Below are 23,752 nucleotides of genomic sequence, written 5' to 3'. Positions count from 1 at the left end.
CAACCTTAGAGGATCAGCGATCTGCATCCCAAAAGCATGACCTCATCGGGACGCCGCGCCGGCCCTGGCCTCGCAGTACCTGTCGAAGCGGATTCGACCCACCCGCCCCAGCTTCTCGACGGTGTACCAGCTGATGACCGCCGCAATCAGCGTCAGCAGGATTGCCGACACAGCTACCAGCGGCGGCAAGTCGGCTGTGGATCCGCCGTTGAGCCAGAGAATGACCACATAGTTCCAGAGATACGCCGCGTAGGAAACAGTCCCCAGCATCTGCAGCGGGCGCGTCCACCGGGGCATCATGTGCGAACGGGAGGCGGCCAGCACCACCAGAACGGCCGCGGCAGCCATGGCCAGCGGACCTCCGACGAAGAAGAAGGCCGGCGACTCGTTGGCCTTGGGAAAGAACACCAGGGCTGCGAGGACAAGGACCGCACCCGGCAGGGCCAGACTCCTGGGCCGCCGGCCTGAGAACCAGCTGAACATCCGGACCCTGTAGAGGCGCAGTCCCGAGCCGATGATCAGCCCGAGGCCCCACGTCGTGGGAAGGGCGTAGACGAGGGAGTGAAGGTGCGGAGCCAGGATCAGCATGGCCAGGACGCTCGCCGTCATCAGGGAAAAGACCACGGCGGCGGACCAGCCGATCAGCCGTCCCTGGAGGTTCCTGCGCAGCGCGACCACCAGCAGTGCGGGCCAGATCAGGTAGAACTGTTCCTCCACCGCCAGCGTCCAGAGCGGTCCGATTGCCATGCTCACGTCAAAAGGCAGCGGCAGGTCCTTCAGGTAGCCGAAACCGGCGAGGAGGGTGTAGCCGATGATGCCCTTCGATCGGTCCCCCAGCACGTCCGACGTCAGTTCGACGATGGCATAGACCCCAAGGAAGGCAATGAGCGCCGGTAACAGCCGGAAGGCCCGGTGCGCATAGAAGCGGCCGTAGCGGACTTTGCGGTGCCGTTCGATGTCCCTCAGCAGCACCCCTGTGATCAGGTAACCGCTCAGCACGAAGAAGACAATCACGCCGACAATGCCGGCACCCTGAAATACCCCTGGCCACGAGTGTCCCAGCAGGACCGCACTAACGGCCGCACCGCGGAGGACGTCCAAACCATCCAGCCTTTGCCCGGCGGCATGCCGGGCGCTCTGCCCGGCGGTTGGCCCGGCAGCCGTCCTTACTGTTCCATCAACTAGCAACGCCAAATGACCTCCGCAGTTCCGTCTGGGTGATTTCGATTGCGCGCCGCCAGCAGTGATCCCGGGCGCCGCGCCTCGTCCAATTGTCCCCGGCCCGGCTGAATGAAACCTGACCCCGGCGGTCCTACACCTTCCGGTGAATGGATTTGTAGCTCAGGTAGGCGTTGAGGCCCTCGACGCCGTATTCGGTGCCGGGGCAGCGGGTCCGGAACGCAAAAGGCGGGAGGACGACGGCGGTACGTGCCGCCGTCGTCCTCCCGCCTTTGCTGTTCTACTGTCCCTGGACCGGCACCCCGAGCAGGTCATCGATGCTGCCCAGAACCCTGTCCGTGACCTCCTCGATTCCGCCGATCCCGTCCACCTGCGCGAGGATCCCGCGGCCGGCATATCTGGCCACCACGGCCTCCGTCTGCTGGTGGTACAGGTCCAGCCGGTGGCTGATGACGCTTTCGTTGTCGTCGCTTCGGCCGGTTTCCCTGGCCCGGCCCAGCAGACGGGAGACCAGCTCCTCGTCGTCGGCGGTCAGCTGGAGGACCACTCCGAGCTTCTGGTCGCCGGATGCGAGGATTCCGTCGAGGTAGTCCACCTGCGCCACGGTGCGCGGGTAGCCGTCCAGCAGGAAGCCCGCTTTGGCGTCGTCCTGGCTGAGGCGGCTCCGCACCATTTCATTCGTGACGCTGTCCGGCACGAAGTCTCCGTTATCCATGTACTTCCGGGCCTCGACACCGAGCGGGGTCCCGCCCTTGACGTTGGCCCGGAAGATGTCGCCGGTTGAGATCGCCACTACGCCGAGGCGTTCCGAAATGCGTTCCGCCTGGGTTCCCTTGCCGGAACCGGGCGGACCAATAATCAGCATTCTCGTCATTCACTGTTCCTTTGCTGGTTATATGGACGTCTTCGTCCTGGCCCGATGCGACTGCTCCGGAGGTTGCGGCCGGGCCGCATCGGTGCCTGAAAGCAGGGTACGACGGCGGAGGATCCCCGCCGCCGCACTCTGGCCATTTGTGCTGTTACCGGTAGTGCTGGTGCAGTGAGCGGGGGCGCCGGCTTGGCATATGACGAGGAACGACCGGTAAATTTGGGGTGATGATTTACATTGACCAGGACGACCCCGCGCGCGCGGACGTCCACCGGCTCCTGAGCGAGCACCTGGCGGACATGTTCGCCACATCACCGGCCGAAAGTGTGCACGCTCTGGACCACTCAGCCCTCTCCGGACCCTCAATCACATTCTGGACGGCCCGCGAGGAAGGTGAACTCCTCGGGTGTGGCGCGCTCAAACTCCTCGATTCCCGGTCCGGCCCGGCGAAGCACGGCGAAATCAAGTCCATGCGCACCACGGCAAGCGCACGCGGACGCGGCGTCGCCACCCTGATGCTCAGGCATATCGTGGACGAAGCCCGAAGCCGGGACTACGGGCGCCTCTACCTCGAGACGGGAACAGAGGAGTATTTCGCTCCCGCCCGGCGCCTTTACGTCCGCAACGGATTCACAGAGTGTCCGCCCTTTGCCGGCTACGCCCTGGATCCGAACAGCGTCTTCATGGAACTCCACCTCTGAGCCGTCAGTCAGCACCGGCTGCCACCGCTCCCACTGCAGCTCCCGCCGCCTGCTAGCATGACGGCGAGGTGGCTCATGGAAACCAGGACGGCAGGGCGTGCAGCGGCCGACGCGACGGCCGCAGTTGCCGCGTACGGGGTGGCGGGAATATGGCTCTCCACGTTGCACTCCCCCGGTATCGGGCTTCAGTCCGTGGGCCTGGGCGCCGGCGCCGTGGTCATTGGAGCCGCCGCCATTTCCGTCATACGACGCACTCCCCGCTTCTCCACGGCCGCCGACCGGGTAACCCTGCTGCGGGCAGTCCTCGTGGCCCTTTGCGGGGTATTGGCCGTTCCGGCGCTGGTCAGCGGGCAGCGTCCGGACCAGCTCCTCGTCGTTGTGGGTTCCGTGGCCTTCCTTCTCGACGCCGTGGACGGTTTCGTCGCCCGTCGCACAGGGACAGCCTCGACGGCCGGAGCGCGCCTCGATACCGCTACCGACGCCGCCCTGGTGCTCGTTCTGTCTGTTGCAACGTGCGCGGTCGTCGGATTCTGGACCCTCTGCATCGGTGCGCTGTACTACGTATTTGTGGCGGCTGGCCGCCTCCGGCCCCACCTTCGTGGCCCGCTTCCGCCCAGCGCTGCGCGCAAGGCAATCGGGGCCTTCCAGCCGTTCGCGCTGCTTCTTGCACTGGCCCCGGGTATCCCGCCCGCCGTTGCAGCCGCTGCGCCCGCGCTGGCTCTTCCGCTGCTCATCTTCTCCTTCGGCCGCGACGTCGTCGAGCTGGAACGCCGCCGCCATCGACCCCGCACCCACCCGGATTAGCGGTAGGGCGTCGCTGGCACCCCTTCCGTGCGCGGCGGGCACAGTGCTGCAGGCGGTGCCATGGCGGTCGAATTGTCCCGTGGATGGAACGCCATTGTTATCGTGGCCTGTCTGGGCGCGGTCGCCACGCTCCTCGGTCCGCGCCGGTCCCGGGTCCCCAGGAGGACCGAGGCATGACGTTTTTCAGGATCTGACCCCGGCCGCCGGAGCGTCCCAGACGTCCGCAAAACAACGTCAACGCACTTCCGCTTGCTAGTCGTCCAGGCGCACGCCGCGGACCAGCAGGAGCGTTCCGCCCACAACAACCGCTGACGCCAGGAACACCCCGGCCGCCCCGAGCCCAGCCGCCACAACCCCGATGGCGCTGGGCAGGACCACCTGGCCCACCCTGTTCCCGGCAAGCCGCAGCGCCAGGGCCTTTCCGCGCTGGCCGTCCGGGGCCTGGGCCGAAAGCCAGGACATGGTCAGCGGCTGTCCGATGCCCAGCCCCAGGCCCAGCCCTGCCATCACCACGAAGAGCAGCCACTCCGGCATCGGAATCGCGGCAACGGCCAGTGCAACCGTGGAGAGAGCGAGGCTTGAAACCATAAGCCGCCCCCGTCCGAATCTCCGGGACATGCGCCCGAGCCCCAGCCTCGAAACCATCGAGAACCCGGCCCGCACCGCGAGCATGAGGCCCACCGTGGCCGCGCTGAACCCGCGCTCCGTCCCGAGTGCCGGCAGGTAGACCACGGTCAGGTCAACCACTGCCAGCACCGTGGCGCTGGTAGCCAGCGCCCGGACCAGCCCCGGCGTCCTGAGCAGTGATGCAACACTTCCCTGCGCGCCGTCCGTTGCTGTGACAGCGGACTTCCTTCCCGCGGCCTTCGTCGAGATGAGGAAGGTGGTGAGGAAGAGAACCAGGCTCATGCCGGCCGAGAGGAAGAAGATCGCCTGCGTGTCCGGGCGTACGGAGGCTCCGCCCACCACGGAGATTGCCAGCGGGCCGAGCGCCTGGCCCAAGGACGCAGCGAAGGTCAGGTATCCGAACGCGGAGTCAAGCCCTGACGCCACGGCATTGTTCGCGACGACGGCCTGCTGCCCCACCACACACGCCAGCTGGCCTGCGCCAAGCAGCGCCGTACCGATAACCAACGCGGGGACTGAGGTCCCCCAAAACAGCAGGAAAATGGAACAGCCAAGCACGACGGCGGATCCGATCACCATGAGCTGCCGCTCGCCTAACCGGTCCACGAGGGCGCCCGTGGGGACGGCCAGCAGTAAGGGAAAGACGGCGTAGCTGGCCGCGAGGAGGCCGAGGGCATATCCCGGCACATCCAGCTCAAGCGCCCGATAGGTGGTTGCCGGCCGGACCAGGAAGGTCACCGCCTGAATCAGCGTCGAATGAAGGAGAAGTGCCAGCGCCGAACGGCGGCCCAGTTCGCCGATCACAGGATGACGGATGCGGTGCCGGAGACGGCGCGCACCGCTGCGTCCCGGGCGCCGACGACATGGTCGAAAGCGATCTTCGCAGCCGCTTCCGGCTTGCCCGAGGCAACGGCATCCACCAGGACGCGGTGTTCGGCGAGCGCCTGGTCTCGGCGCTCCTGCGTGCTGTTGGTGAAGTGGCGGTAGCGCTCCATCTGGTTGGAGACCTGGTCATGAAACCTCTGGGCCCAGGAATTTCCGGCAATGGCCGCGATTGAGGTGTGCAGCAACATTCCGTACTTCATGGCTTCGTCGGCGAACTTCACCATGGCCGCATTGCGTTCCACGATCCCCTCCAGGTTTGCAATGTCGGCCGGCGTCGCTTTGGCGCATGCCTCCCGGGCCATCAGGGACTCCAGGGCGGCGCGTACGCCGTACAGCTCTGCGATCACTCCTTCGTCCAGGATCGGGACGACCACGCCTCCCGTGGGTTGCTGCTCCAGCAGACTTTCCGAGATCAGCCGCCGGATAGCCTCCCGCAGCGGCGTCCGGCTTACCTGCAGCGCCGCCGCCATTGCCGGTTCATAGATCCGCTCCCCCGGCTTCAGTTCCAAACTGAGGATCCGGCGTTTTAGCTCTCCGTAGACCAGATGCGCTCCAGTGTTCCGGGACTGTGATTCGACCACTTACGAACTCCACCCTCGTGTACTTGTATACAACTATACAAGTAAGGGCCTTTGACGACGGTGACGAGCGGAATTCTGTCCTACGAGGCCCAGTCGGCGTCGTCGAAGGGGCGGCCGCGGAAATGGGCGCGGAGATATTCCCCCACGACGGCGGCCCCCAGGTCCCCGGCCTCGGGCGCAACAACCCGGCCGTCAATCCGGCGGACCATGCGCTGGACGAACCGCTCGAGCCCGGGGTCATTACCCAGCCGGAAGAACGTGGCCTGCGTTCCTGCGCGGCCAAGACGGTCGAGCTCGGCGATCGTGACGCGGATGGTCTCCGGGTCCGGCGGGTAATCGAACCAGGAGTCCCCCTCCGGCAACAGGTGTGCGGTAGGCTCGCCATCGGTCACCACAAGGAGGACATGCTGCATCGACGGATGCTGGCGGAAGAAGCGGTTGGCCAGCAACAACCCGTGATGGAGATTGGTTCCCTGCTCCCGCCGCGATGCCAGGGCCGTGAGCTCACCGATGTCCATGGTCTGCGCGTACCGGCCGAAGGTGATCAGCTGCAGCCGGTCCCCGCGGAACCGGCTGGAGACGAGATGGTGCAAGGCAAGTGCAGTGCGTTTCATCGGCACCCACCGCCCCTCGGCGGCCATCGAGAACGACACGTCGACGAGCAGGACGACGGCGGCCTGGGTGCGCGCCTCAGTCTCCGCGACCTCGATATCGTCCACCTCGAGGCGCACCCCTCGGCCCGGGTCACCGCCGCCGGCCATGGTGCGGCGGATCGCGTTTGTCATGGTGCGGGTAACGTCCCACGGCCCGGCGTCCCCGAACTCCCATTGACGGCTGGAGCCGGTCTGCTCTCCGGCTGTCCCGGCGACGCGCGTGTCCCGGCGCCCCTGCCGGCCGAACAGCTGCCTGGCGGTGTCCCGCAACAGTGACTTGCCGAGCCGCCGCATGGCCTGCGGGGACAAGCGGAGGTCGCCGTCGGCGCCGCGCCGCAGGTAGCCGCCGTCCTGCATTGCGCGCTCGATCTCGGCGAGGGTACGGGCCGTCACTGCTGCATTCTGCCCGAGCTGGCGGGCCAGCGCGTCAAGGTCCAGGTCATCAAGGCGTGAGCCGTTATAGGACTGCGAGAGCTGCTCGGCCAGCTCGTCGAGTTCGGCGATGTCCTGGAGTACGCCGGTGCCGTCGCCCAGCCCGAGTCCCTCCTGACCTTCAAAGCGTTCGGAGCCGGTCCAGTCCTCCCCCGGGCGCAGAGCGCGCAGGGTGTCGTCGAGTTGACCGAGCTGGGACATGAGTTCGGGCGAGCCGAATGCCTGCGCGGACAGCCGCATCAGCTCATCACGCTGCTCGGCGGACATGGACTGCAGGAGCCGTTGGGCGGCGGCCGCGCGCTGGGCGAGTGCGTCGATCAGCTCCCCGACGGATTGCGGGTTCTCCGGAAAGAAGTGGCCGTGCCTCGCCATGAACTCTTGGAAGTCCGCCTCCGTATCCTCGCCGCGCCGGTGTTTGTCGAGGAGCTCGTTGAGGTCCTGCAGCATCTCGCTGACCGCAGCGCGGTCCTCATCGGTGGCGCCTTCGAGGGCCTGTTTCATGCCGGCGAACCGCTGGTCGAGGACCTCACGCCCCAGCAGATCCTTGATCCGCTCGTAGGCTTCCCGGGCGGTGCTTGACTGCCAGTCATAGGAAGCGAGCTCGTTGACCGCTGCCGCGGTTGACTTTGGCAGGTTCTGCAGCTGCATCTCCCTGAAAGCGCGGTCCGTGTTGTCCATCATGGCGTCGCGGGCGAGCTGCTTGCGCTCCTCAAGCACCGCAGTATCGAGCAGCTTTTGCACTTCGCTGAGGGTGCCGTCCAGCCGGTGGCGGCCCAGAAGTTCGCTGCGGCGCTGTTGTACGCGGCCGGCGAGCTCGTCGAGCCCTTCACGGTTACGGCCGCCGCGCCGCAGGTACTCCTGCAGCGCATGCCGGGGCGAGTATCCGGCCATGACGTCCTCGGCTATCGCGTCGAGCGCCTCCGCCAGGTCGACCGGCGGGGCGAGCGGATCAGGCCCTCCCCTGTACCGGCCGTATCTTGAGCTGTGCACAGCCATGATGCCGCCTATCCGTAGCCCTGGTTCCTAGCCGTAGACCGTCTCCTCGTCGTCGGACTCCTTGGAGATCCGCCGGGCTAGGTAAAGACCTTCCAATGCAAGTTCGATTGCGGCGGCGCGCTGTCCGTCGTTCCTGGCGCCCAGGCGCCTGCTGATCTCGTCGTAGAGGCCGGATGAGCCAAGGGACGGGAGGTTTTCAAGGAACTCCCGTGCGGTGACGTGTTCGCCCGTTGTCACAGTCCGGTGGCCGTCGAGCGCTGCCACGAGCGGACCGAGGTCCAGGCCATGGAAGTGCGCCCGGACGGCTTCGGCCGTGGCCGTGCGAAGGAGGTGGTCTAGGACCGACTGTTCGCGCCCCTCCTCACCGGATTCGAATTCAATCTTGCCCGTCAGGACCTCGACTGCGGTCTCCAGGTCGATGATCCGCGCAACTGCCTGGTCTTCGCCGCGGACGCTGGCACGCCGTAGGGCCGCAGCGGCGACTGTTTCGGCGCCCGCGATGGCGAACCGCGCTGAGACTCCGGAGGTCTGGTTGATGGCCGGGGACTGCCGCAGCGCGCGGGTGTAGCGGGCCAGGATCTCAAGGATGACGGGCGGGACGTCGGCCACCAGCCGCCCCTCCTGCCGGATGACGGATACCTCGTCCTCCAGCTCTATCGGATAGTGGGTCCGGATCTCGGCGCCGAAGCGGTCCTTCAGGGGCGTGATGATCCGGCCGCGGTTGGTGTAGTCCTCCGGGTTGGCGGAGGCGACGACGAGCACATCCAGCGGCAGCCGCAGCACATAGCCGCGGATCTGGATATCGCGCTCCTCCATCACGTTGAGCATCGCGACCTGGATCCGCTCGGCAAGGTCCGGCAATTCGTTGATGGCGATGATGCCGCGGTTGGAGCGCGGGACGAGTCCGTAGTGGATGGTTTCCGGGTCCCCGAGCCGGCGGCCTTCAGCCACCCGCATCGGGTCGACGTCGCCGATGAGGTCGGCAACGGAGGTGTCGGGCGTGGCGAGCTTCTCGACGTACCGTTCCGAGCGGTGGCGCCACGACACCCGCAGCCGGTCCCCCTCGGTGAGCACACGGGCGCGGGAGTGTTCCGTGATTGGTTCGAAGGGGTGTTCGTTCAGCTCCGAACCCTCGATCACCGGGGACCACTCGTCGAGCAGCCCCACCAGGGTGCGGAGGAGGCGTGTCTTTCCCTGGCCCCGCTCGCCGAGCAGGACGACGTCGTGGCCGGCGATCAGGGCACGCTCGAGTTGGGGAAGAACGGTCCGGCTGAAACCGTACATCCCGGGCCACGGATCACGGCCGGCGGCAAGGGCGGCAAGCAGGTTGCCGCGGATCTCGTGACGCAGGTCCTTGAGGACATGGCCTGCTGCACGCAGTTCACCAACGGTGAAGATATCGGGACGATCATTCACTCCTCTACCGTAGTCCCCGGATGCGCGATGTATCGAGGGACTTCGGCAAAGTTCCCGCGCACGTGCCCGCGGTACGAGCACGGCCTGGGCCGGGCTTGCCGGACACGGGGCAGCAGGTGAGCGATACGCTGGAGGGTGATGACAGCAGCAACGCCGTCGGCACCAGCGGCACCGCAGAGCACCCTCCTTCTTCTGGTGCGCCACGGGGAGACGCCCACCACGGGGATGGTGCTGCCCGGCCGCGCCCCGGGACTGCACCTGTCCGAACGCGGGCGGGCCCAGGCGGAACGGGTCGCGGACCGGCTCGCAGGTCTTGCCGTTGACGCCATCTACTCATCGCCGCTGGAGCGTACGCGTGAGACTGCAGAGCCCACGGCAGCCCGCACCGGGCTCGGGGTTAACGAGAGCTCCGGCCTGATCGAGTGCGACTTCGGCGAGTGGACCGGAGCCGCGCTCGCCGAGCTGGCGGGATTGCCGCAGTGGCAGACCGTGCAGCACAGCCCGTCGGCCTTCCGTTTTCCGAGCGGGGAGAGCTTCGCGGAGATGCAGGCGAGGATCGTCGGAGCGCTGGAGGTGCTGTGCGCCGCACACTCCGGGCGCGTCGTCGTCTGCTTCTCCCATGCCGAACCGATCAAAGCCGCCGTTGCCCACGCCTTGGGCACGCAGCTGGACCACTTCCAGAGGATCGTCATCAACCCGGGTTCCGTATCGGTCATCTCGTATGTGGAGGGCAAGTCACCGGCGGTGCTGACGGTGAATTCGACGTTGGAGCCGTTGAGCGGGCTCAGGGCGTCGTGACACGGGGCGTCGTGACAGGGGGCAGCCGGTGTCCGCGCGGGAGTGGCGCATCGACCACGGGCTGTGCTTCTCCGCCGCTTTCAAACTCCGCACCGTGATCTGGGACTTTGCCCTGTTCCCGGCCCCCTTATCCACGACATCGCTGACGGTTCACGGCACTCGTGTCCGGACCAGACCCGGCGGACCTAGACCTGGTCCCTGAGTGCTTCAGTTCGTCCCTGGATAAACGTGCGGAGCGTGTCTGCCTGCTTCGCCAGTTCCGCCTCCGTAAGACTGTCAAGTCCACGATGGGCTGGACGTCCTCGGTGTCCTTCGCATTGAGCTGTTTGAACTGCTCCTCGGACGTCGCAAGGTCGTCGCCCTGGTAGATGAAGCTGGACTCGGCGTCGGACTTATAGAGGACCCCGGCGGTGCCGAAGAGGGCGTCGGCATAGGCTTCGTCCGGATTTTCAACGACCAGCCGCGTTTGGGTGGCGCTGCCGTTCACGGAATAGGTGGAGTACGCATAGCGCCGCTGAGCCCGCACCCGGCGAGGGCGAGGGCCAAGGCGAGTGCGGATGAGGAGAGAACGGCGCGGCGGGAACGTCGCATAGGTCCTGCTTTCAGGTTCGGAGCTGATTGATTCAACATTCCCCGCCACAGCCGTGAGACAGCTTTGGCGGGCCCCTGATGCCGGTATGCAAGGCTGCGCGGGAGCCCCGGTTCCGGTGCCACAGGATGCAAAGACCGGCGGGGCGGGCTGTCGTCCTCAAGAAAATGAGGGACTTGTGGCATGATGACCGCAACTGTCCAGCAGAGGGGGGTCTCGTGATCAGTCGTTCGCCGGTGCTTATGGCATGTAAATGCCGGACCCCGTAACGGGGAAGGCCAGGAACCGTGCGGCGGTCACGCCGGGAACGGGGCAGCTGCTGCGGCGCATCCGTGAAGTTCTTCCGACCGGCCTCCGCAGGATCCCGGCCGGGTGCTGGCTTGCCCTGGTGGTCCTGGCAGAGGTGGTGCTTGCCCTCGCGGTGCGAATTCCCTCGCTGTTCGCGCCGGACATCCGCGGCGGGACCGCTGGTCGGCTCTGGGCGCTGGATATTGTGGCGCTCTCGCTGCTGCCCATTGTCGTCTTCGCGGCCCTCCAGCTGTACCAGCAACGGAAGCGGGAGCGCGCCCAGGCGTCGGAATCTTCCGGATACATCGAAAAAGTGATGCGGACGAGCCGCGAATGGCTCTGGGCCGTCGACGCTACCGGGACGATCACGTTTTCAAGTCCGATGTGCGAGCAGCTCACCGGCTACAGCCCATCAGAGCTGGTAGGCAGTCCCATCGGCCTGGTCCTGGATCCCGCAGACCTTGCAGCGGCCCTCAAATCGCAACCGGTCGTCGAGGATGAGTCCACCTTCACCGGCCTGGTCCTTGTCTGCCGGCACCGGGACGGCAGCCGGGTGCTGATGGAAGTTGCCGGCCAAACAGTCTACGGCGCGGACGGAACGGGGACAGGTTTCGAGGGCACCGCCCGGGCCATTGACAACCCCTCCTCCTCAGACGGTGCCGCGGAACAGATCCGGGAGCGCGTCACAGCCCTGGTGCCCGGCCACGGCATCGTCACAGCCTTCCAGCCGATCCAATGCCTCAGCAGCGGGAACGTCGTCGGCGCCGAAGCCTTGAGTCGCTTTCCCCTGTCCGATGGCACCACCACCGAGGCCTGGTTCATGCAGGCTGCCTCCGTCGGTATGGAGGCAGACCTGGAACTCCTCGCCTTGCGCACTGCGCTGCGCACCGCGGCCAGGCTTCCCCGGGATATATACCTCGCCATCAACCTCTCCCCGGGCGTGTGCCTGGACCCTCGGGTCCTCGAGGCGATCTCGCAGGGCGACATCCACCCTTCGCGGCTGGTTATCGAAGTAACAGAACGCCAAAAGGTGGACGACTACGGGCAACTGCTGGGCGTGCTTGAACCGCTGCGGAGTTCAGGCGTGCGGGTGGCCATCGATGACGCCGGGGCAGGATTCGCCTCCATGCAGCACATCGTCCAACTCAAGCCGGACCTCATCAAACTCGACCGCGCCATCATCCGGGACATCGATTCGGACCCGAGCCACCGCGCCCTGGGGGCCGCCATGGTCGGGTTCGCAGCCGAGACAGCCGCCCTCCTGGTCGCAGAGGGCATTGAAACCGCTGCGGAGCTGGAGGCCGTCACTTCACTCGGCATGACGGCCGGTCAGGGATACTTCCTCGGCAGGCCGACCCTCGAACCACGCGACTGGGCGCGGTGGGACAAAAACACGCGGCCCGGCTAGCGGCCCCCTGTCACGTGCGCGAACCGCCCCGCGCACGATCGTGAGGTCGCCGCCGTCGTACTCCTCGTGCAATACGGGAAAGCTTCCTTTTCGAGGGCGAAGCGGCCGCCTACCTACTGACGCCAGAACGCGCTTCGGCTACACTCAGGCTGAGCAGAGAGGCCAGCCATGGATTTCGCCGCAGCCAATGAGCACCCGCTGAATCCTTTCCCCCATTACGAGCGAATGAGGGAAGCCGCACCAGTCTTCCACGACGAGCAATCGGGAAGTTGGCATGTCTTCAGGTATGACGACGTGCAGCGCGTGCTGTCCGAACACGCCACATTTTCTTCCCGGATGGGCGGAGACGATCCCTCGGAGGCAGGCCAGCTGTTCGCCTCGAGCCTGATCACCACGGACCCGCCGCGGCACCGGCAATTACGCTCCCTCGTGACCCAGGCGTTCACGCCGAAAGCCGTGGACGCGCTTGCTCCCCGTATCTCGGAACTCACGGAAATGCTTCTGGACGGGATCGCTTCCCGCGGTGGCGCCGACCTGATCGAGGAGTTGGCGTACCCGCTGCCGGTTATCGTGATCTCCGAACTCATGGGTATCCCCGCCGATGACCGGGACCGCTTCAAGCAGTGGTCCGACGTCATCGTCAGCCAGACTCGGAGCAATACGACGACGGAAGACCACCAGGCAACAAACCGGGAAATGACCGGGTACTTCCTGGATCTCATCGAACAGCGACGGAGGCGGCCGGGCGATGACTTGATCAGCAACCTGCTCGGCGCTGAGATTGACGGGCAGAAACTGAACGTGGCTGAACTGCTGGGCTTCTGCGCCCTGCTGCTCGTCGCCGGCAACGAAACAACCACAAACCTGATAGGCAACGCGGTCCTTTGCTTTACCGAGGTGCCCGGCACTATCGATCGGTTGGTGAAGGAGCCGGCCTTGCTCCCCCAGGCCATCGAAGAAGTGCTTCGCTTTCGGTCCCCCGTCCAGTCCATGTACCGGGTGACGGTCGCCGACACCGCCCTGGGCGACGTTCAGATACCCGCCGGCGCACCGGTGGTGGCGTGGATCGGTTCCGCAAACCGCGACGAGCGGCAATTTCAACGCCCTGCCGAATTCGACGTCGACCGGGGCCAGATCCGTCATCTGGCATTCGGGCACGGCGTCCACTTCTGCCTCGGTGCGCCGCTTGCAAGGCTCGAGGCAAGGATCGCGTTGGAAGCCATCCTGTCCCGGCTGCCTGGACTGACGCTCGCCCCGGGAGCGCGCCTGGAACGGATGGACAGCACCATCGTCTACGGGCTGAAAGCGCTGCCTGCGAGCTGGCAGGCAGCCTGACCGCCAGCTGCCCTGGCCCCGCACCGACAGGATACCCCTGATTTAGGGTCCGGGCTTTAGCGTTCGAGGGGCCGGGCTCTTCGAACGCGCCCATGTTGTGCAACGCTGGGTGCATGGATCTCGAGGTGTCACCGGCGCTCACTATTCCGGCCCCGGAACTCCGTTGGCGCTTCTCGCGTTCGTCGGGGCCGGGCGGTCAGCACGTTAACACCTCGGACAGCCGCGTCGAGCTCTCCTGGAACATCCGCGACTCGCGGGCACTCTCAGACGACCAAAGGCTGATGCTGCTCACGCGCCTCCAACGGCGCCTCATTGCCGGGGTAGTCACCGTGGCGGCCTCCGAGCAGCGCTCACAGCTGCGCAATCGCGAGATCGCCCTGGCCAAGCTCTCCGGCCTTGTGGCAGAGGCCGTGGCGCCCGAAGCTGCTCCCCGGCGCCCAACCAAACCCACCCGGGGGTCGAACCGCAGGCGCCTCGCCGCAAAGGAACAGAGATCGGCGACGAAACAACAACGACGGCGGCCGTCCGCCGAATAACACCCTCCGCTGCCCATTCAGCGGATATCTGGATTGCTACCGGCCGCCCGTCCCGGGGTTGAGTCTCGCGACTGCCGTCGACAAAGCGGTGGCGAAAGCGCACCAGAGCGCATAGGGGGCCAGCGCCACGCCGGCGCCGCGGTTCAGGTTGTATGTCCGCCGCACCAAATCGGCGCTGCTTGCAGCCAGGACAGCGGCCTCTGCCGCTGCAAGCCACGGCCGGCGGGCACGCCAGAAAAGCCAACTCCACGTCGCGTTGAGAACAAGGTTTGCGGCCAGCGCGCCCCGGTAGGCACGGATCTCCGGCCGCCTGTCCTGTCCGCCGGCAGGATCGGGGGCATCCTTGCTGTCCAGGGCGACGGCGGAACTCACGGCTAAGTCCGCGTAAAGAGCGGTCCACACGACGGGAAAGGCCAGTGCGGGCGGCTGCCAGCCCGGCTTGCGCAGCCGCCGGTACCAGCTGCTGTCAGGATCCGTCGCCACCGCCCCGGCCGCTGCCGTAGCTGCGGTCCCGGCCGCCGTCCACGCTACTGTCAACAGTTTCATCGTTGATCCTCTTTCCCCTCGTAGTCGCCGTACCCGGGCAGCGGTGCACCCATACGCTCGATAGTACGGTCTAGGGCCGGATCCGTCCGGTGTCGGGCGTATCACCAGGTCCCTGTCCGGGCCGCGGTTGTCAGCAGGAAGGTGTCAAGGCGTCTGGGACGCCGCCGCATCCGGTTCAAGATCGGACAGCGTGAGCGGATGTGCAGGGACGTCCGGGAAGGGAGATGTGACAGTTACCGTCAAGCACGGATCGACATGCGCCAGTTCGCCGGATGCCAGGGGGCGCCAGGCCGGGTTGTGGTCCATTGGTTCAGTGGCGAAAAGAACATGCGGGTTGCCGGCGAGTTCCGTGCTGCGGGAACGGATCCGGTTGCTCCGGGCGTCGAGGGGTGCCGCCGGGGCCGGAGCGGCGGCGGGATCCCGTTCAAGGATGTATAGCTCGTGGGCTGCCGGGTACCTGAGCGCCCACAGGTCCGTAGCCGTGGTCACAATCAGGTTCAGACTGAAGACGCGCAACTCCTCGGCGGCCCATGTGATTGCCCTGACAATACCTTCGCCGACGTCGCCGCCGGTCCGGCGGCTCTCGGCGGTGATAAGCGCGAAAAGGCGTTCGCTGTCGGTCTGGCCCTGCACGAGGTCCGCAACGCCACACTCGGCCAAATGGCGGTCGAGCCGTTCGAGATCACCGAAGGCACCGTTGTGGGCAAACAGCCGCCCGTCCTGCTGGAACGGGTGTGTGTTGACCAGGGTATGTGCGCCGGTACTGGCATACCGCACGTGGGCCAGGAACGTGGTGCTCTTCAGGTCCCGTGCCTCACGAGCGAAAGCGTGGTCCTCCCAGGCTGCAAGTGGCTGTTTGGCTACGCGTGCCTTCCCGTCCGCGTCGAAGGTCCCTATGCCTGCCCCGTCAGGCTCCCGCCGGCTCTGGTCCGCGAGGCTGTCCGGGGCGTCCAAGAGCCAGAACGTCGCCCGGACTGGCCGGGAACCGGCGTGAAGCCCGAATAATCGGCACATGGCAAGTGCTTTCTTTTGGGACCAGCTCAACGGCCGTATCGGGATCATGATTCGGTGTCGGGTGTGCCCTGCCCACGGCCCGCTCCTTAGAATTGCCCGCACGCAGCGCGGCCGGACCTTCGACCGGTGGAGAACGCCTTGCGGTTCAGTTAAAGAGCTTCCTGCACGTGGGCCCGGATGGCGCCGATCACCGGCGCCGATCCCTGTGTGCGGTACACATCTATTGGTCTGGAGCCCAGCTGCACATTGGGGCTGCACATCCAGATCATGGCCTGGGCCGGCGTGAAAGCACCATGGAGGTGCCCGACCAGGGCGTCCAGGTCAGCAAGCTGAAGCCGGCCGTCCGCATCCGGCGCTTCCTCGCCCGCTGCCCACCGATCCAAAAGTCCGACGCTCACGCCCAGCAGAGGGGCCGCTGCCTCAGCGCCCAGCGAATTTATGAGCCTTTCGGCTATCGCCTTTGGGCCATAGCCGGGGGCGTCCCTCAACTCCGCGAGACTGGCGAAAACTGTGGTGGCAGACAATTCCGGTTCTTCGGCGTTGGCTTCCTGCAACTGTTCCATGACGCAATGATATTAAGTGGCCGCCCCCTTGGAGTAGGGCCACAGTGCCTCCTGCGCTGGTCACTAGGCCGTTCGGGCCCCACTGCGGCGGACGTGACCGCCGGCCGGCGCGCTGTGACGGTATTGGAAAGCCGCGACCCGCTCTACACTATCCGGATGAAATGTACGGTCAATGGATTGCCAGTGCATTACGCCGAGTATGGCAACGGCACGCCGGTTCTCGCCCTGCACGGGGCCGGTGTGGACCATCGCGAAATCGCCGGCGCTCTCGAGCCAATATTCTGCAACGTGTCAGGCTTTCGCCGGCTGTATCCGGACCTGCCGGGGATGGGCCACACGCCGGCGCCTGGGACGATCACGAGCAACGATGACGTCCTGGATATTCTGCACGGCCTGATCGACAGCACTATTGGTGATGAACCGTTTCTTGTCATTGGTCAGTCCTACGGCGGCTATTTAGCCAGGGCCATTGCGAACCGGAGACCTGACCAGGCCATCGGGATGGCACTCATCTGCCCGGTCGGCGCGCATACGCGTGACGTGCCCAAGCACGAGGTCCTCGCCTCTGTGGTCGATATGCCCGGCGACCTGGGGCCCGATCTCGAGGCTGCTTACCGTAGCTACTTCGTTGTGCAGACTGCTGAGACCCTGCGCCGGTTCCGGGAGTCTGTGGCACCCGCAATGCCGCTTGTTGACGAGTCCGGCCTGACGCGAATCTTTTCGCACTGGGAGCTACGGGATCCGCCGGAGGCCTCGAAAGCCCATCCCCATCCAGTGTTGATCCTTGCCGGAAGGCAGGATGCCACGGCCGGGCATGCGGGCCCGTTGGAGTTAATCGGGCACTACCCCCGCGCTACCTTTGCGGTGCTCGATCGGGCCGGCCACGCTTTGGTGCACGAGCAACCCGACCTCCTGCAAGACTTCGTCGCCGAATGGTTGATGCGCGTGCGTGAGCACTCCGCCCGCCAGTAAGACGACTGGTAAAGCAGTGCCCGCCCGGGGATTTTCCCAGGCGGGCACTCCTACCATGCGAAGAGTCAGTTCGCCCCGGCGCCGGCTGCCGCGCCGGCGAGCCGGAGCCAGGTATCCACCACGGTGTCCGGGTTCAAGGAAACCGAGTCGATGCCTTCCCCGACCAGCCATTCGGCGAAGTCCGCGTGGTCGCTGGGCCCCTGGCCACAGATGCCCACATATTTGCCGCGCGCCTTGCATGCCTTGATGGCCATGCTCAGGAGCTTCTTCACGGCGGGGTCGCGTTCATCGAAGCCGGCCGAGACAATCGCGGAGTCCCGGTCCAGGCCAAGCGCCAACTGGGTCATGTCATTGGAACCGATGGAGAATCCGTCGAAATAGTCCAGGAAATCGTCGGCGAGCAGCGCGTTGGACGGAATCTCGCACATCATGATGACCTCGAGGCCGTTTTCGCCGCGGCGCAGGCCGTTCTCCGCGAGCAGGTCGATGACGCCGCTGGCCTCGTCCACGGTCCGCACGAAGGGGATCATCAGTTTGACGTTGGTCAGCCCCATCTCGTTGCGCACGAAGGATAGCGCCTCGCACTCCAGGTCGAAGCAGTCCCGGAAGGACGGTTCCAGGTAGCGTGACGCGCCGCGGAAGCCGATCATCGGGTTTTCTTCGTGCGGTTCGTAGGCGGGGCCGCCGATCAGGTTGGCGTACTCATTGGACTTGAAGTCGGACATCCGCACAATCACCGGCTCCGGAGCGAAGGCCGCGGCGATGGTCGCCACCCCTTCTGCCAGGCGCTTGATGTAGTAGTCACGCGGGCTCTCGTAGGCGGCGATCCGCTCCCGGATTTCCGCAATGACCTCCGCCGGCTGATCCTCCAGGTTCAGCAGGGCCTTCGGGTGGATGCCGATCTGGCGGTTGATGATGAATTCCAGCCGGGCCAGGCCGACTCCGTGGTTGGGCAGCTGGGCGAAGGTGAAGGCCTGTTCGGGCGTGCCGACGTTCATCATGACCTTGACCGGAGCCTCGGGCAGCTGGGTGATCTCTGTTTCCTCGACGCTGAAGTCCAGGAGCCCTTCGTAGATGACGCCGGTTTCACCGTCGGCGCACGAGACGGTCACTTCGAGACCGTCTGAGAGTGCGTCAGTGGCGTTCCCGGTGCCGACGACGGCGGGAATCCCCAGTTCGCGGGCAATGATGGCCGCGTGGCAGGTGCGTCCGCCGCGGTTGGTGACGATCGCGGAGGCACGCTTCATGATCGGTTCCCAGTCCGGGTCGGTCATGTCCGCGACGAGGACATCGCCGGTCTTGAAGGCGGCCATCTGGTCGATCGCGGTAAGGATGCGGACGCTGCCGGCGCCGATGCGCTGGCCGATGGCGCGGCCCTCGACGAGCGTCCGGCCGGTCCCGTTGAGGCGGAAACGGCTCAGGCTGCCGGACGAACGGCGGGACTGCACTGTCTCGGGGCGCGCCTGGAGGATGTACAGGCCGCCGTCGATCCCGTCCTTGCCCCATTCGATGTCCATGGGGCGGCCGTAGTGGTTCTCGATGGCGACGGCGTGCCGGGCGAGCTGCTCGACGTCGTCGTCCGTGAGGCTGAAGCGGTTCCGCAACGAAGCCTCAACGGGAACAAAATCGATGGTGTGGCCCACTTCGCGGTTGCTCGTGTAGGTCATCTGGAGGGCCTTCTCACCCAGCCCGCGCTTGAGGATCGCCGGGCGGCCGGCCTGCAGGGCGGGCTTGTAGACGTAGAACTCATCCGGATTGACGGCGCCCTGGACCACGGCCTCGCCGAGGCCGTAGGAGGACGTGACGAACACGGCGTCGTTGAATCCCGATTCGGTGTCCATGGTGAACATAACTCCGGAAGCGCCGACGTCGGAACGGACCATCCGCTGGATGCCGGCGGAGAGCGCCACCTCGGCGTGTTCGAACTTGTGGTGCACGCGGTAGGCGATGGCGCGGTCGTTGTACAGGGACGCAAAGACGTCCTTGATGGCGAGCAGGATGTTCTCGATACCGCGGACGTTCAGGAAGGTTTCCTGCTGCCCGGCGAAGGAGGCATCGGGAAGGTCTTCCGCCGTTGCGCTGGAACGGACGGCCCAGGACAGGTCGTCCGAGCCGCCGTGCTTGTCCACCAGCTGCTGGTAGGAGTCGCGGATCTGCTTTTCGAAGTCCGGCAGGAAGGGCGTCTCGCGCATCAGGGTCCGGATTTCCTGGCCGGCTGCGGCGAGTGCCGTCACGTCGTCGGTGTCCAGCCCGACCAGCCGGTCGGCGATCTTCTGGTCCAGGCCGGAGTCAGCGAGGAAAGTGCGGTAGGCGTCGGCTGTCGTGGCGAAGCCGTCAGGGACCTGGACGCCGGCAGAGGTCAGGTTCTGCACCATCTCACCAAGGGAGGCGTTCTTTCCGCCCACCCGGTCCAGGTCCTTGAGTCCGAGTTCTGAGAACCACAGGATGTCTGTCGTCATAGTTGCTGCTCCTTTGCAGATGATGGCATGCAGATGCGCCGCCCCGCTCCCGGCGATGACCGGTTGGTGGGCGCGAATCCTGTCCACAGTGACAGGTCTCGGGCGCTCTTTCCACATGATGTGCGCCACACTTAGTTTGTGAAAATTTTCCCTAGTGCTTGAGGTTCATGCGCTGCAGGATGGTCGCAGCCATCTCCTCCACGGACACCGTGGCTGAATTCAAGTATGGAATCCGGTGGGAGACGTACAGCTGCTCGGCGCTGCGCAGCTCGAAGCCGCACTGCCGCAGTGAGGCGTAAGGCGAGCCGCGACGGCGTTCGGTACGGATTTGGCTCAGGCGCAGGGGGTTGGAGGAGAGTCCGAAACATTTCTCAACGAAGGGCCTCAGCGGCTTGGGGAGCCCCTCCCGCTCGAAATCCTCGTCCACCAGGGGGAAGTTCGCGGCGAAGATTCCGTGTTGCAGCGCGAGGTACATGGTGGTGGGAGTCTTTCCGCAGCGGGACGGTGCCACCAGGATGACCTGGGCCTTTTCCAGCGCACGCAGGCTTTGCCCGTCGTCGTGTTCCATGGCGTACTCGACAGCGGCCATCCTGGACTGATACCGCTCCGCATTGCCCAGGCCGTGCGCCCTGCCGGGCTCGCCGCTGGCCGGTGAGCCGAGGGCCTGCTCCAACTGTCCGACATGCGTCCCGATAAGATCCACGACGATCCCCTGGCACTTGGCCAGGGCCCGGCGGATGTCGCTACTGACAGCAGTGGAGAAGACGACCGGCCGCGGGCCGGTGGCGGCGAGGTCGTCGATGGTACGGACGACGGTTCTGGCCTGCTCGACGGTGGTAATGAAGGGAACAGTGATCCGGTCAAAGTTGTTGGCGGGGAACTGGGTCAACAGCGTGTTGCCGAGCGTTTCCGCCGTGATGCCGGTGCTGTCCGAAAGAAAGTAGACAGGCCGAAGATCGTCATTGGTCATGAACGCATTCTCCACCAGGAGCGGTCCGGTATCCCAACGCGGAAGCCGGCGAATCCCAAGTCCGGGGGCACCGGACGCGGAACGTCAGCCGATCAGTACTCACCCTTGATCACGAAGTAGGAGCCGCGGATAACTCCTGCGAGCTTTGATCTCTGGCGGGCGAACTTGAAACGCGATGCCAGTTCTTCCGGAATCTCCATGCCTTCGGCCAGTTTGAATCCCACAGCCCGTTTCCCGCCGTCCTCAATGCTGTACATGACGTTGATCGACAGCCCCGACTCGTAGAACACGTAGTCCATTCGCAAGCCTTCGACTTCGAAGGTTGTCACTTCCAGCGGGCGCGAGCCGATGACGATGTCGCGTTCCTCCTTGAGGATGCGGCGCACGCGGTCGACCACCTCCGGGAGGCCGCCTGCAGGGCTCACAGTGAAAACGTGATCGTACTTGTTCCGGTAATAACGTCCCTCGTTGGCGCGCAACCCGGCGAGCGTCTCGGCAAACGGAGATGATTCCAGACCCACAGTGGAAACGTTCTCGAAGTCAACAACGTACGGCATGCGTCCTCCTGATGAGACGTGTTGGACAACGATAACGTGAGCACATGCTGCGCCAACGTCGGAACGCTCGCGTGCCTCCGCCGGCCCCCGGCGAGTGGACGACTGGCAATCGGTCCCGCGCTGAGTCCCTTTAGCCTCGGGCAATGCTGGTTTTCGCGTATATCGAAATGTATCGTTGAGTATCGTTCGCGATTCACTGAGGAGAGCAACATGCGTAATGCACACCCGGCTGGCGGATTTGGCGGCCCCAACATCGACAGCATGTGGCAGGCCGTTGAAGAGCTGCGTTCAAGGTTTGAGAAGCGCTCGGGCACCCGGGCGGGGCGAGGCGAGGTACGGTCGGCGGTGCTGGCCCTGCTGGCGGAGCGGCCGATGCACGGCTATCAGATCATCCGTGAAATTGAGGAGCGCAGCAGCGGCAGCTGGAAGCCGAGCGCCGGCTCCGTCTACCCCACGCTGCAGCTGCTGGCGGACGAGGGGTTGATCCGCGCCGAGGAGTCCAACGGCCGCAAGATCTATTCGCTGACCGAAGCGGGCCGCGAGGATGTGGCGGGTGCCCACGCATCATCGCCGTGGGAGCCAGGGGGTCCGACATCCGGCACCGGATTCGCGGCACTCCCCAGGGCCGGTGTCGAGCTCGCGCAGGCCGCGTCCCAGGTGGGTCGCACCGGCTCGCCGGAGCAGGTGCAGCAGGCCGTGGCGGTGCTCGACGAGGCACGTCGCCGGCTGTATTCGATCCTCGCCCAGGACTGACGGGAGTGTCGTCGGTTCGTCGGGACCGGGCTGATCCGGTGCCCGGCGCAGGTGACACCCGTGCCCGTTACCGTCGCATCCTGCGCTTCGCCGCGTGGCATCTTTCGGTGACCTGGTGGTTTGAGCTGTTCCTCCCCCGCGTCGGGCTAGGCAAAATTGCAGAGCGCACCCGGACGAGGAGGATGCGGCGCTTCGCGCAGCGCTTCCACGCGCTCGCGGTGGACCTGGGCGGCCTGATGATCAAAGTGGGTCAGTTCCTGTCGTCCAGACTCGACGTGCTTCCGCCCGAGATCACCAAGGAACTTGAGGGGCTGCAGGACGAGGTGCCCCCCGTCCCGTTTTCCGCAATCCGTGCACTTTCCGAGGCGGAGCTGGGCGCGCCGCTGGACAAGATCTTCGCCTCGGTCGAAGAGATGCCAATCGCTGCCGCATCCCTTGGGCAGGCGCACCGCGCACAACTTCTTCCCGCCAATGCCGCCGACGCCGGACTCCAGAGCGTGGTCTTGAAGCTGCAGCGCCCGGGCATCGACGCGATTGTCGACGTCGACCTGGCGGCACTGCGCAAAGTGGGCGGCTGGCTCAGCCGTGTGCGTCTGGTGTCCGATCGAGCGGACATGCCCGCCCTGGTGGAGGAGTTTGCACAAATTAGTCTTGAGGAGATCGACTACCTGCATGAAGCAGCGAATGCAGAACGCTTCGCGGCTGATTTCGCCGACGACGACCGGGTTGGTGTGCCCGAGGTCGCCTGGGAGTGGAGCACCCGCCGCGTGCTCGTCCTCGAAGATGTCGCGGCGATCAAGATCACTGACTCGGAGGAACTTCTTGCGGCGGGCATCGACGCGGCGCAGGTTGCCCCGGTTTTCGCGTCGGTCATGTTCGACCAGATGTTCAGCAACGGCTTTTTCCATGCCGACCCGCACCCCGGAAACATCTTTGTCACCCCGGTTTCCGATTCATCCTCAGGACGCCCCTGGAAGCTGACGTTCATCGACTTCGGCATGATGGGCGAGGTTCCTCCCAGTACTCGCAGCGGCCTGCGGAAGCTTCTGATTGCGGCTGCCTCGCGTGACGGTAAGGGCTTGGTGGCCGCGATCCGCGAGGTGGGGGTGCTGGTGCCGTCGGCCGACACGGCCGAACTTGAGCGGGCGATGACGCATCTTTTCTCCCGGTTCGGCGGGATGGGCTTCGCCGAGCTTCGCGAGGTGGACCCCCGGGAGTTCCTTGATTTTGCGGTGGAGTTCGGCGACCTGGTTCGCTCGCTGCCGTTCCAGTTGCCGGAGAACTTCCTGCTCATCATCCGGGCGATGTCACTCACCTCGGGAGTGTGCAGCTCACTGGATGCCAGGTTCAATCTCTGGGATGCGGTGGAACCCTATGCAGCGCAATTGCTGCGCGACGAGCGTGGAAACATCGTGCAGGACGTGGCTAAGCAGGCGCTCGACGCCGCCGGGGTCACACTTGGTCTGCCGAAACGCCTGGACGGTCTTCTCACTCGAATCGAGGACGGCTCGCTAACCGTGGCTAATCCGCGTCTCGAACGGCAGATGGCTCGACTGGACCGGACGGCGCAGCGAGCGGCATCGGCGCTCGTTTTCGGCGCCCTGCTTATCGCAGGCTCCGTGGTCAGGGCGGACGACGCGCTGCTCGGCAACCTGCTGATGGTCATGTCGGTCCTGCCGCTGCTGCACGGGCTGTGGGCGGGACGCCGAGGCCTCTAAGTGAAGTGGTGAGGAGCCCCGGCGGAAGCTCGCGGGTCAAGGCCCTTTGAATCGTTACATCGCTTGACTCTCCGCTCATCCATAGTCCAGACTTGGGGCGCAGA

At 65.6% G+C, this 23,752-nt stretch carries 21 protein-coding genes; 9 read left to right on the top strand and 12 right to left on the bottom strand.

From position 1 onward, the window contains the following. Positions 1 to 42: 42 nt before the first annotated feature. Together ACSQ12_RS10440 and ACSQ12_RS10435 are read right to left on the bottom strand one after the other, a co-directional pair. The gene (locus ACSQ12_RS10440) at positions 43 to 1,101 is read right to left on the bottom strand and encodes an acyltransferase family protein (RefSeq protein WP_436065353.1); all 1,059 of its coding nucleotides are present in this window, start codon (positions 1,099 to 1,101) and stop codon (positions 43 to 45) included. 358 nt (positions 1,102 to 1,459) lie between these two features. Continuing rightward, positions 1,460 to 2,044 (bottom strand): adenylate kinase, encoded by a 585-nt coding sequence (locus ACSQ12_RS10435; RefSeq protein WP_436066976.1) that lies wholly within the window; start codon positions 2,042 to 2,044, stop codon positions 1,460 to 1,462. Positions 2,045 to 2,274: 230 nt separating this feature from the next. On the opposite strand from ACSQ12_RS10435, the gene ACSQ12_RS10430 reads away from it, so the two are divergent. Further along, positions 2,275 to 2,748 carry a GNAT family N-acetyltransferase gene (locus tag ACSQ12_RS10430; RefSeq protein WP_436065352.1) on the top strand — a complete coding sequence of 158 codons (474 nt, stop codon included), beginning with the start codon at positions 2,275 to 2,277 and terminating at the stop codon, positions 2,746 to 2,748. A gap of 75 nt (positions 2,749 to 2,823) precedes the next feature. After that, positions 2,824 to 3,552 (top strand): CDP-alcohol phosphatidyltransferase family protein, encoded by a 729-nt coding sequence (locus ACSQ12_RS10425; protein ID WP_436065351.1) that lies wholly within the window; start codon positions 2,824 to 2,826, stop codon positions 3,550 to 3,552. Between the two features lie 252 nt (positions 3,553 to 3,804). Here the strand turns inward: ACSQ12_RS10425 and ACSQ12_RS10420 are convergent, their stop codons facing one another. The 4 genes from ACSQ12_RS10420 to ACSQ12_RS10405 all read right to left on the bottom strand — a co-directional run bounded on the left by ACSQ12_RS10420 (position 3,805) and on the right by ACSQ12_RS10405 (position 9,142). Further along, the gene (locus ACSQ12_RS10420) at positions 3,805 to 4,983 is read right to left on the bottom strand and encodes an MFS transporter (protein ID WP_436065350.1); all 1,179 of its coding nucleotides are present in this window, start codon (positions 4,981 to 4,983) and stop codon (positions 3,805 to 3,807) included. Continuing rightward, complete coding sequence (locus ACSQ12_RS10415) at positions 4,980 to 5,645, bottom strand: GntR family transcriptional regulator (protein ID WP_436065349.1); 666 nt, start codon at positions 5,643 to 5,645, stop codon at positions 4,980 to 4,982. Before ACSQ12_RS10415 ends, ACSQ12_RS10420 begins: the two co-directional genes overlap by 4 nt. Before the next feature lie 80 nt (positions 5,646 to 5,725). After that, on the bottom strand, positions 5,726 to 7,726 hold the full coding sequence (locus ACSQ12_RS10410) for a vWA domain-containing protein (RefSeq protein WP_436065348.1): 2,001 nt from the start codon (positions 7,724 to 7,726) through the stop codon (positions 5,726 to 5,728). A gap of 27 nt (positions 7,727 to 7,753) precedes the next feature. Beyond that, a complete protein-coding gene (locus ACSQ12_RS10405) occupies positions 7,754 to 9,142 on the bottom strand; it encodes a sigma 54-interacting transcriptional regulator (RefSeq protein WP_436065347.1) in 1,389 nt (462 codons plus the stop codon). Between the two features lie 138 nt (positions 9,143 to 9,280). On the opposite strand from ACSQ12_RS10405, the gene ACSQ12_RS10400 reads away from it, so the two are divergent. From ACSQ12_RS10400 to arfB, 4 genes are all read left to right on the top strand, one after another. Continuing rightward, entirely contained in the window at positions 9,281 to 9,940 is a 660-nt protein-coding gene (locus tag ACSQ12_RS10400; RefSeq protein WP_436065346.1) for an MSMEG_4193 family putative phosphomutase, read from the top strand. Between the two features lie 842 nt (positions 9,941 to 10,782). Further along, positions 10,783 to 12,225, top strand: a complete 1,443-nt coding sequence (locus tag ACSQ12_RS10395; protein ID WP_436065345.1) for an EAL domain-containing protein — start codon at positions 10,783 to 10,785, stop codon at positions 12,223 to 12,225. Positions 12,226 to 12,393: 168 nt separating this feature from the next. Continuing rightward, on the top strand, positions 12,394 to 13,560 hold the full coding sequence (locus tag ACSQ12_RS10390; RefSeq protein WP_436065344.1) for a cytochrome P450: 1,167 nt from the start codon (positions 12,394 to 12,396) through the stop codon (positions 13,558 to 13,560). 113 nt (positions 13,561 to 13,673) lie between these two features. Next, positions 13,674 to 14,096, top strand: a complete 423-nt coding sequence (gene arfB, locus ACSQ12_RS10385) for an alternative ribosome rescue aminoacyl-tRNA hydrolase ArfB (RefSeq protein WP_436065343.1) — start codon at positions 13,674 to 13,676, stop codon at positions 14,094 to 14,096. Positions 14,097 to 14,132: 36 nt separating this feature from the next. Here the strand turns inward: arfB and ACSQ12_RS10380 are convergent, their stop codons facing one another. The 3 genes from ACSQ12_RS10380 to ACSQ12_RS10370 all read right to left on the bottom strand — a co-directional run bounded on the left by ACSQ12_RS10380 (position 14,133) and on the right by ACSQ12_RS10370 (position 16,219). Next, complete coding sequence (locus ACSQ12_RS10380; protein ID WP_436065342.1) at positions 14,133 to 14,642, bottom strand: TspO/MBR family protein; 510 nt, start codon at positions 14,640 to 14,642, stop codon at positions 14,133 to 14,135. A gap of 144 nt (positions 14,643 to 14,786) precedes the next feature. Continuing rightward, entirely contained in the window at positions 14,787 to 15,656 is an 870-nt protein-coding gene (locus ACSQ12_RS10375; protein ID WP_436065341.1) for a class II glutamine amidotransferase, read from the bottom strand. Positions 15,657 to 15,805: 149 nt separating this feature from the next. Continuing rightward, on the bottom strand, positions 15,806 to 16,219 hold the full coding sequence (locus ACSQ12_RS10370) for a hypothetical protein (protein ID WP_436065340.1): 414 nt from the start codon (positions 16,217 to 16,219) through the stop codon (positions 15,806 to 15,808). Positions 16,220 to 16,402: 183 nt separating this feature from the next. Here ACSQ12_RS10370 and ACSQ12_RS10365 point away from each other — a divergent pair, with 183 nt between their 5' ends. Then, positions 16,403 to 17,191 carry an alpha/beta fold hydrolase gene (locus tag ACSQ12_RS10365; RefSeq protein ID WP_436065339.1) on the top strand — a complete coding sequence of 263 codons (789 nt, stop codon included), beginning with the start codon at positions 16,403 to 16,405 and terminating at the stop codon, positions 17,189 to 17,191. Positions 17,192 to 17,256: 65 nt separating this feature from the next. Here the strand turns inward: ACSQ12_RS10365 and ppsA are convergent, their stop codons facing one another. The 3 genes from ppsA to ACSQ12_RS10350 form a co-directional block, all read right to left on the bottom strand. After that, the gene (gene ppsA / locus ACSQ12_RS10360; protein ID WP_436065338.1) at positions 17,257 to 19,650 is read right to left on the bottom strand and encodes a phosphoenolpyruvate synthase; all 2,394 of its coding nucleotides are present in this window, start codon (positions 19,648 to 19,650) and stop codon (positions 17,257 to 17,259) included. Between the two features lie 151 nt (positions 19,651 to 19,801). Continuing rightward, a complete protein-coding gene (locus tag ACSQ12_RS10355) occupies positions 19,802 to 20,620 on the bottom strand; it encodes a pyruvate, water dikinase regulatory protein (protein ID WP_436065337.1) in 819 nt (272 codons plus the stop codon). A 92-nt stretch (positions 20,621 to 20,712) separates the two neighbouring features. After that, entirely contained in the window at positions 20,713 to 21,177 is a 465-nt protein-coding gene (locus ACSQ12_RS10350) for a phage tail protein (protein ID WP_436065336.1), read from the bottom strand. 210 nt (positions 21,178 to 21,387) lie between these two features. Between ACSQ12_RS10350 and ACSQ12_RS10345 the strand changes: the two genes are divergently transcribed. Continuing rightward, the gene (locus ACSQ12_RS10345) at positions 21,388 to 21,930 is read left to right on the top strand and encodes a PadR family transcriptional regulator (RefSeq protein WP_436065335.1); all 543 of its coding nucleotides are present in this window, start codon (positions 21,388 to 21,390) and stop codon (positions 21,928 to 21,930) included. Positions 21,931 to 21,935: 5 nt separating this feature from the next. After that, the gene (locus ACSQ12_RS10340; RefSeq protein WP_436065334.1) at positions 21,936 to 23,648 is read left to right on the top strand and encodes an ABC1 kinase family protein; all 1,713 of its coding nucleotides are present in this window, start codon (positions 21,936 to 21,938) and stop codon (positions 23,646 to 23,648) included. Positions 23,649 to 23,752 lie beyond the last annotated feature (104 nt).

It is taken from the genome of Arthrobacter sp. LjRoot14, from assembly GCF_964253905.1.
GTDB lineage: Bacteria > Actinomycetota > Actinomycetes > Actinomycetales > Micrococcaceae > Arthrobacter.
This window is presented reverse-complemented; position numbering and strand designations above follow the sequence as displayed.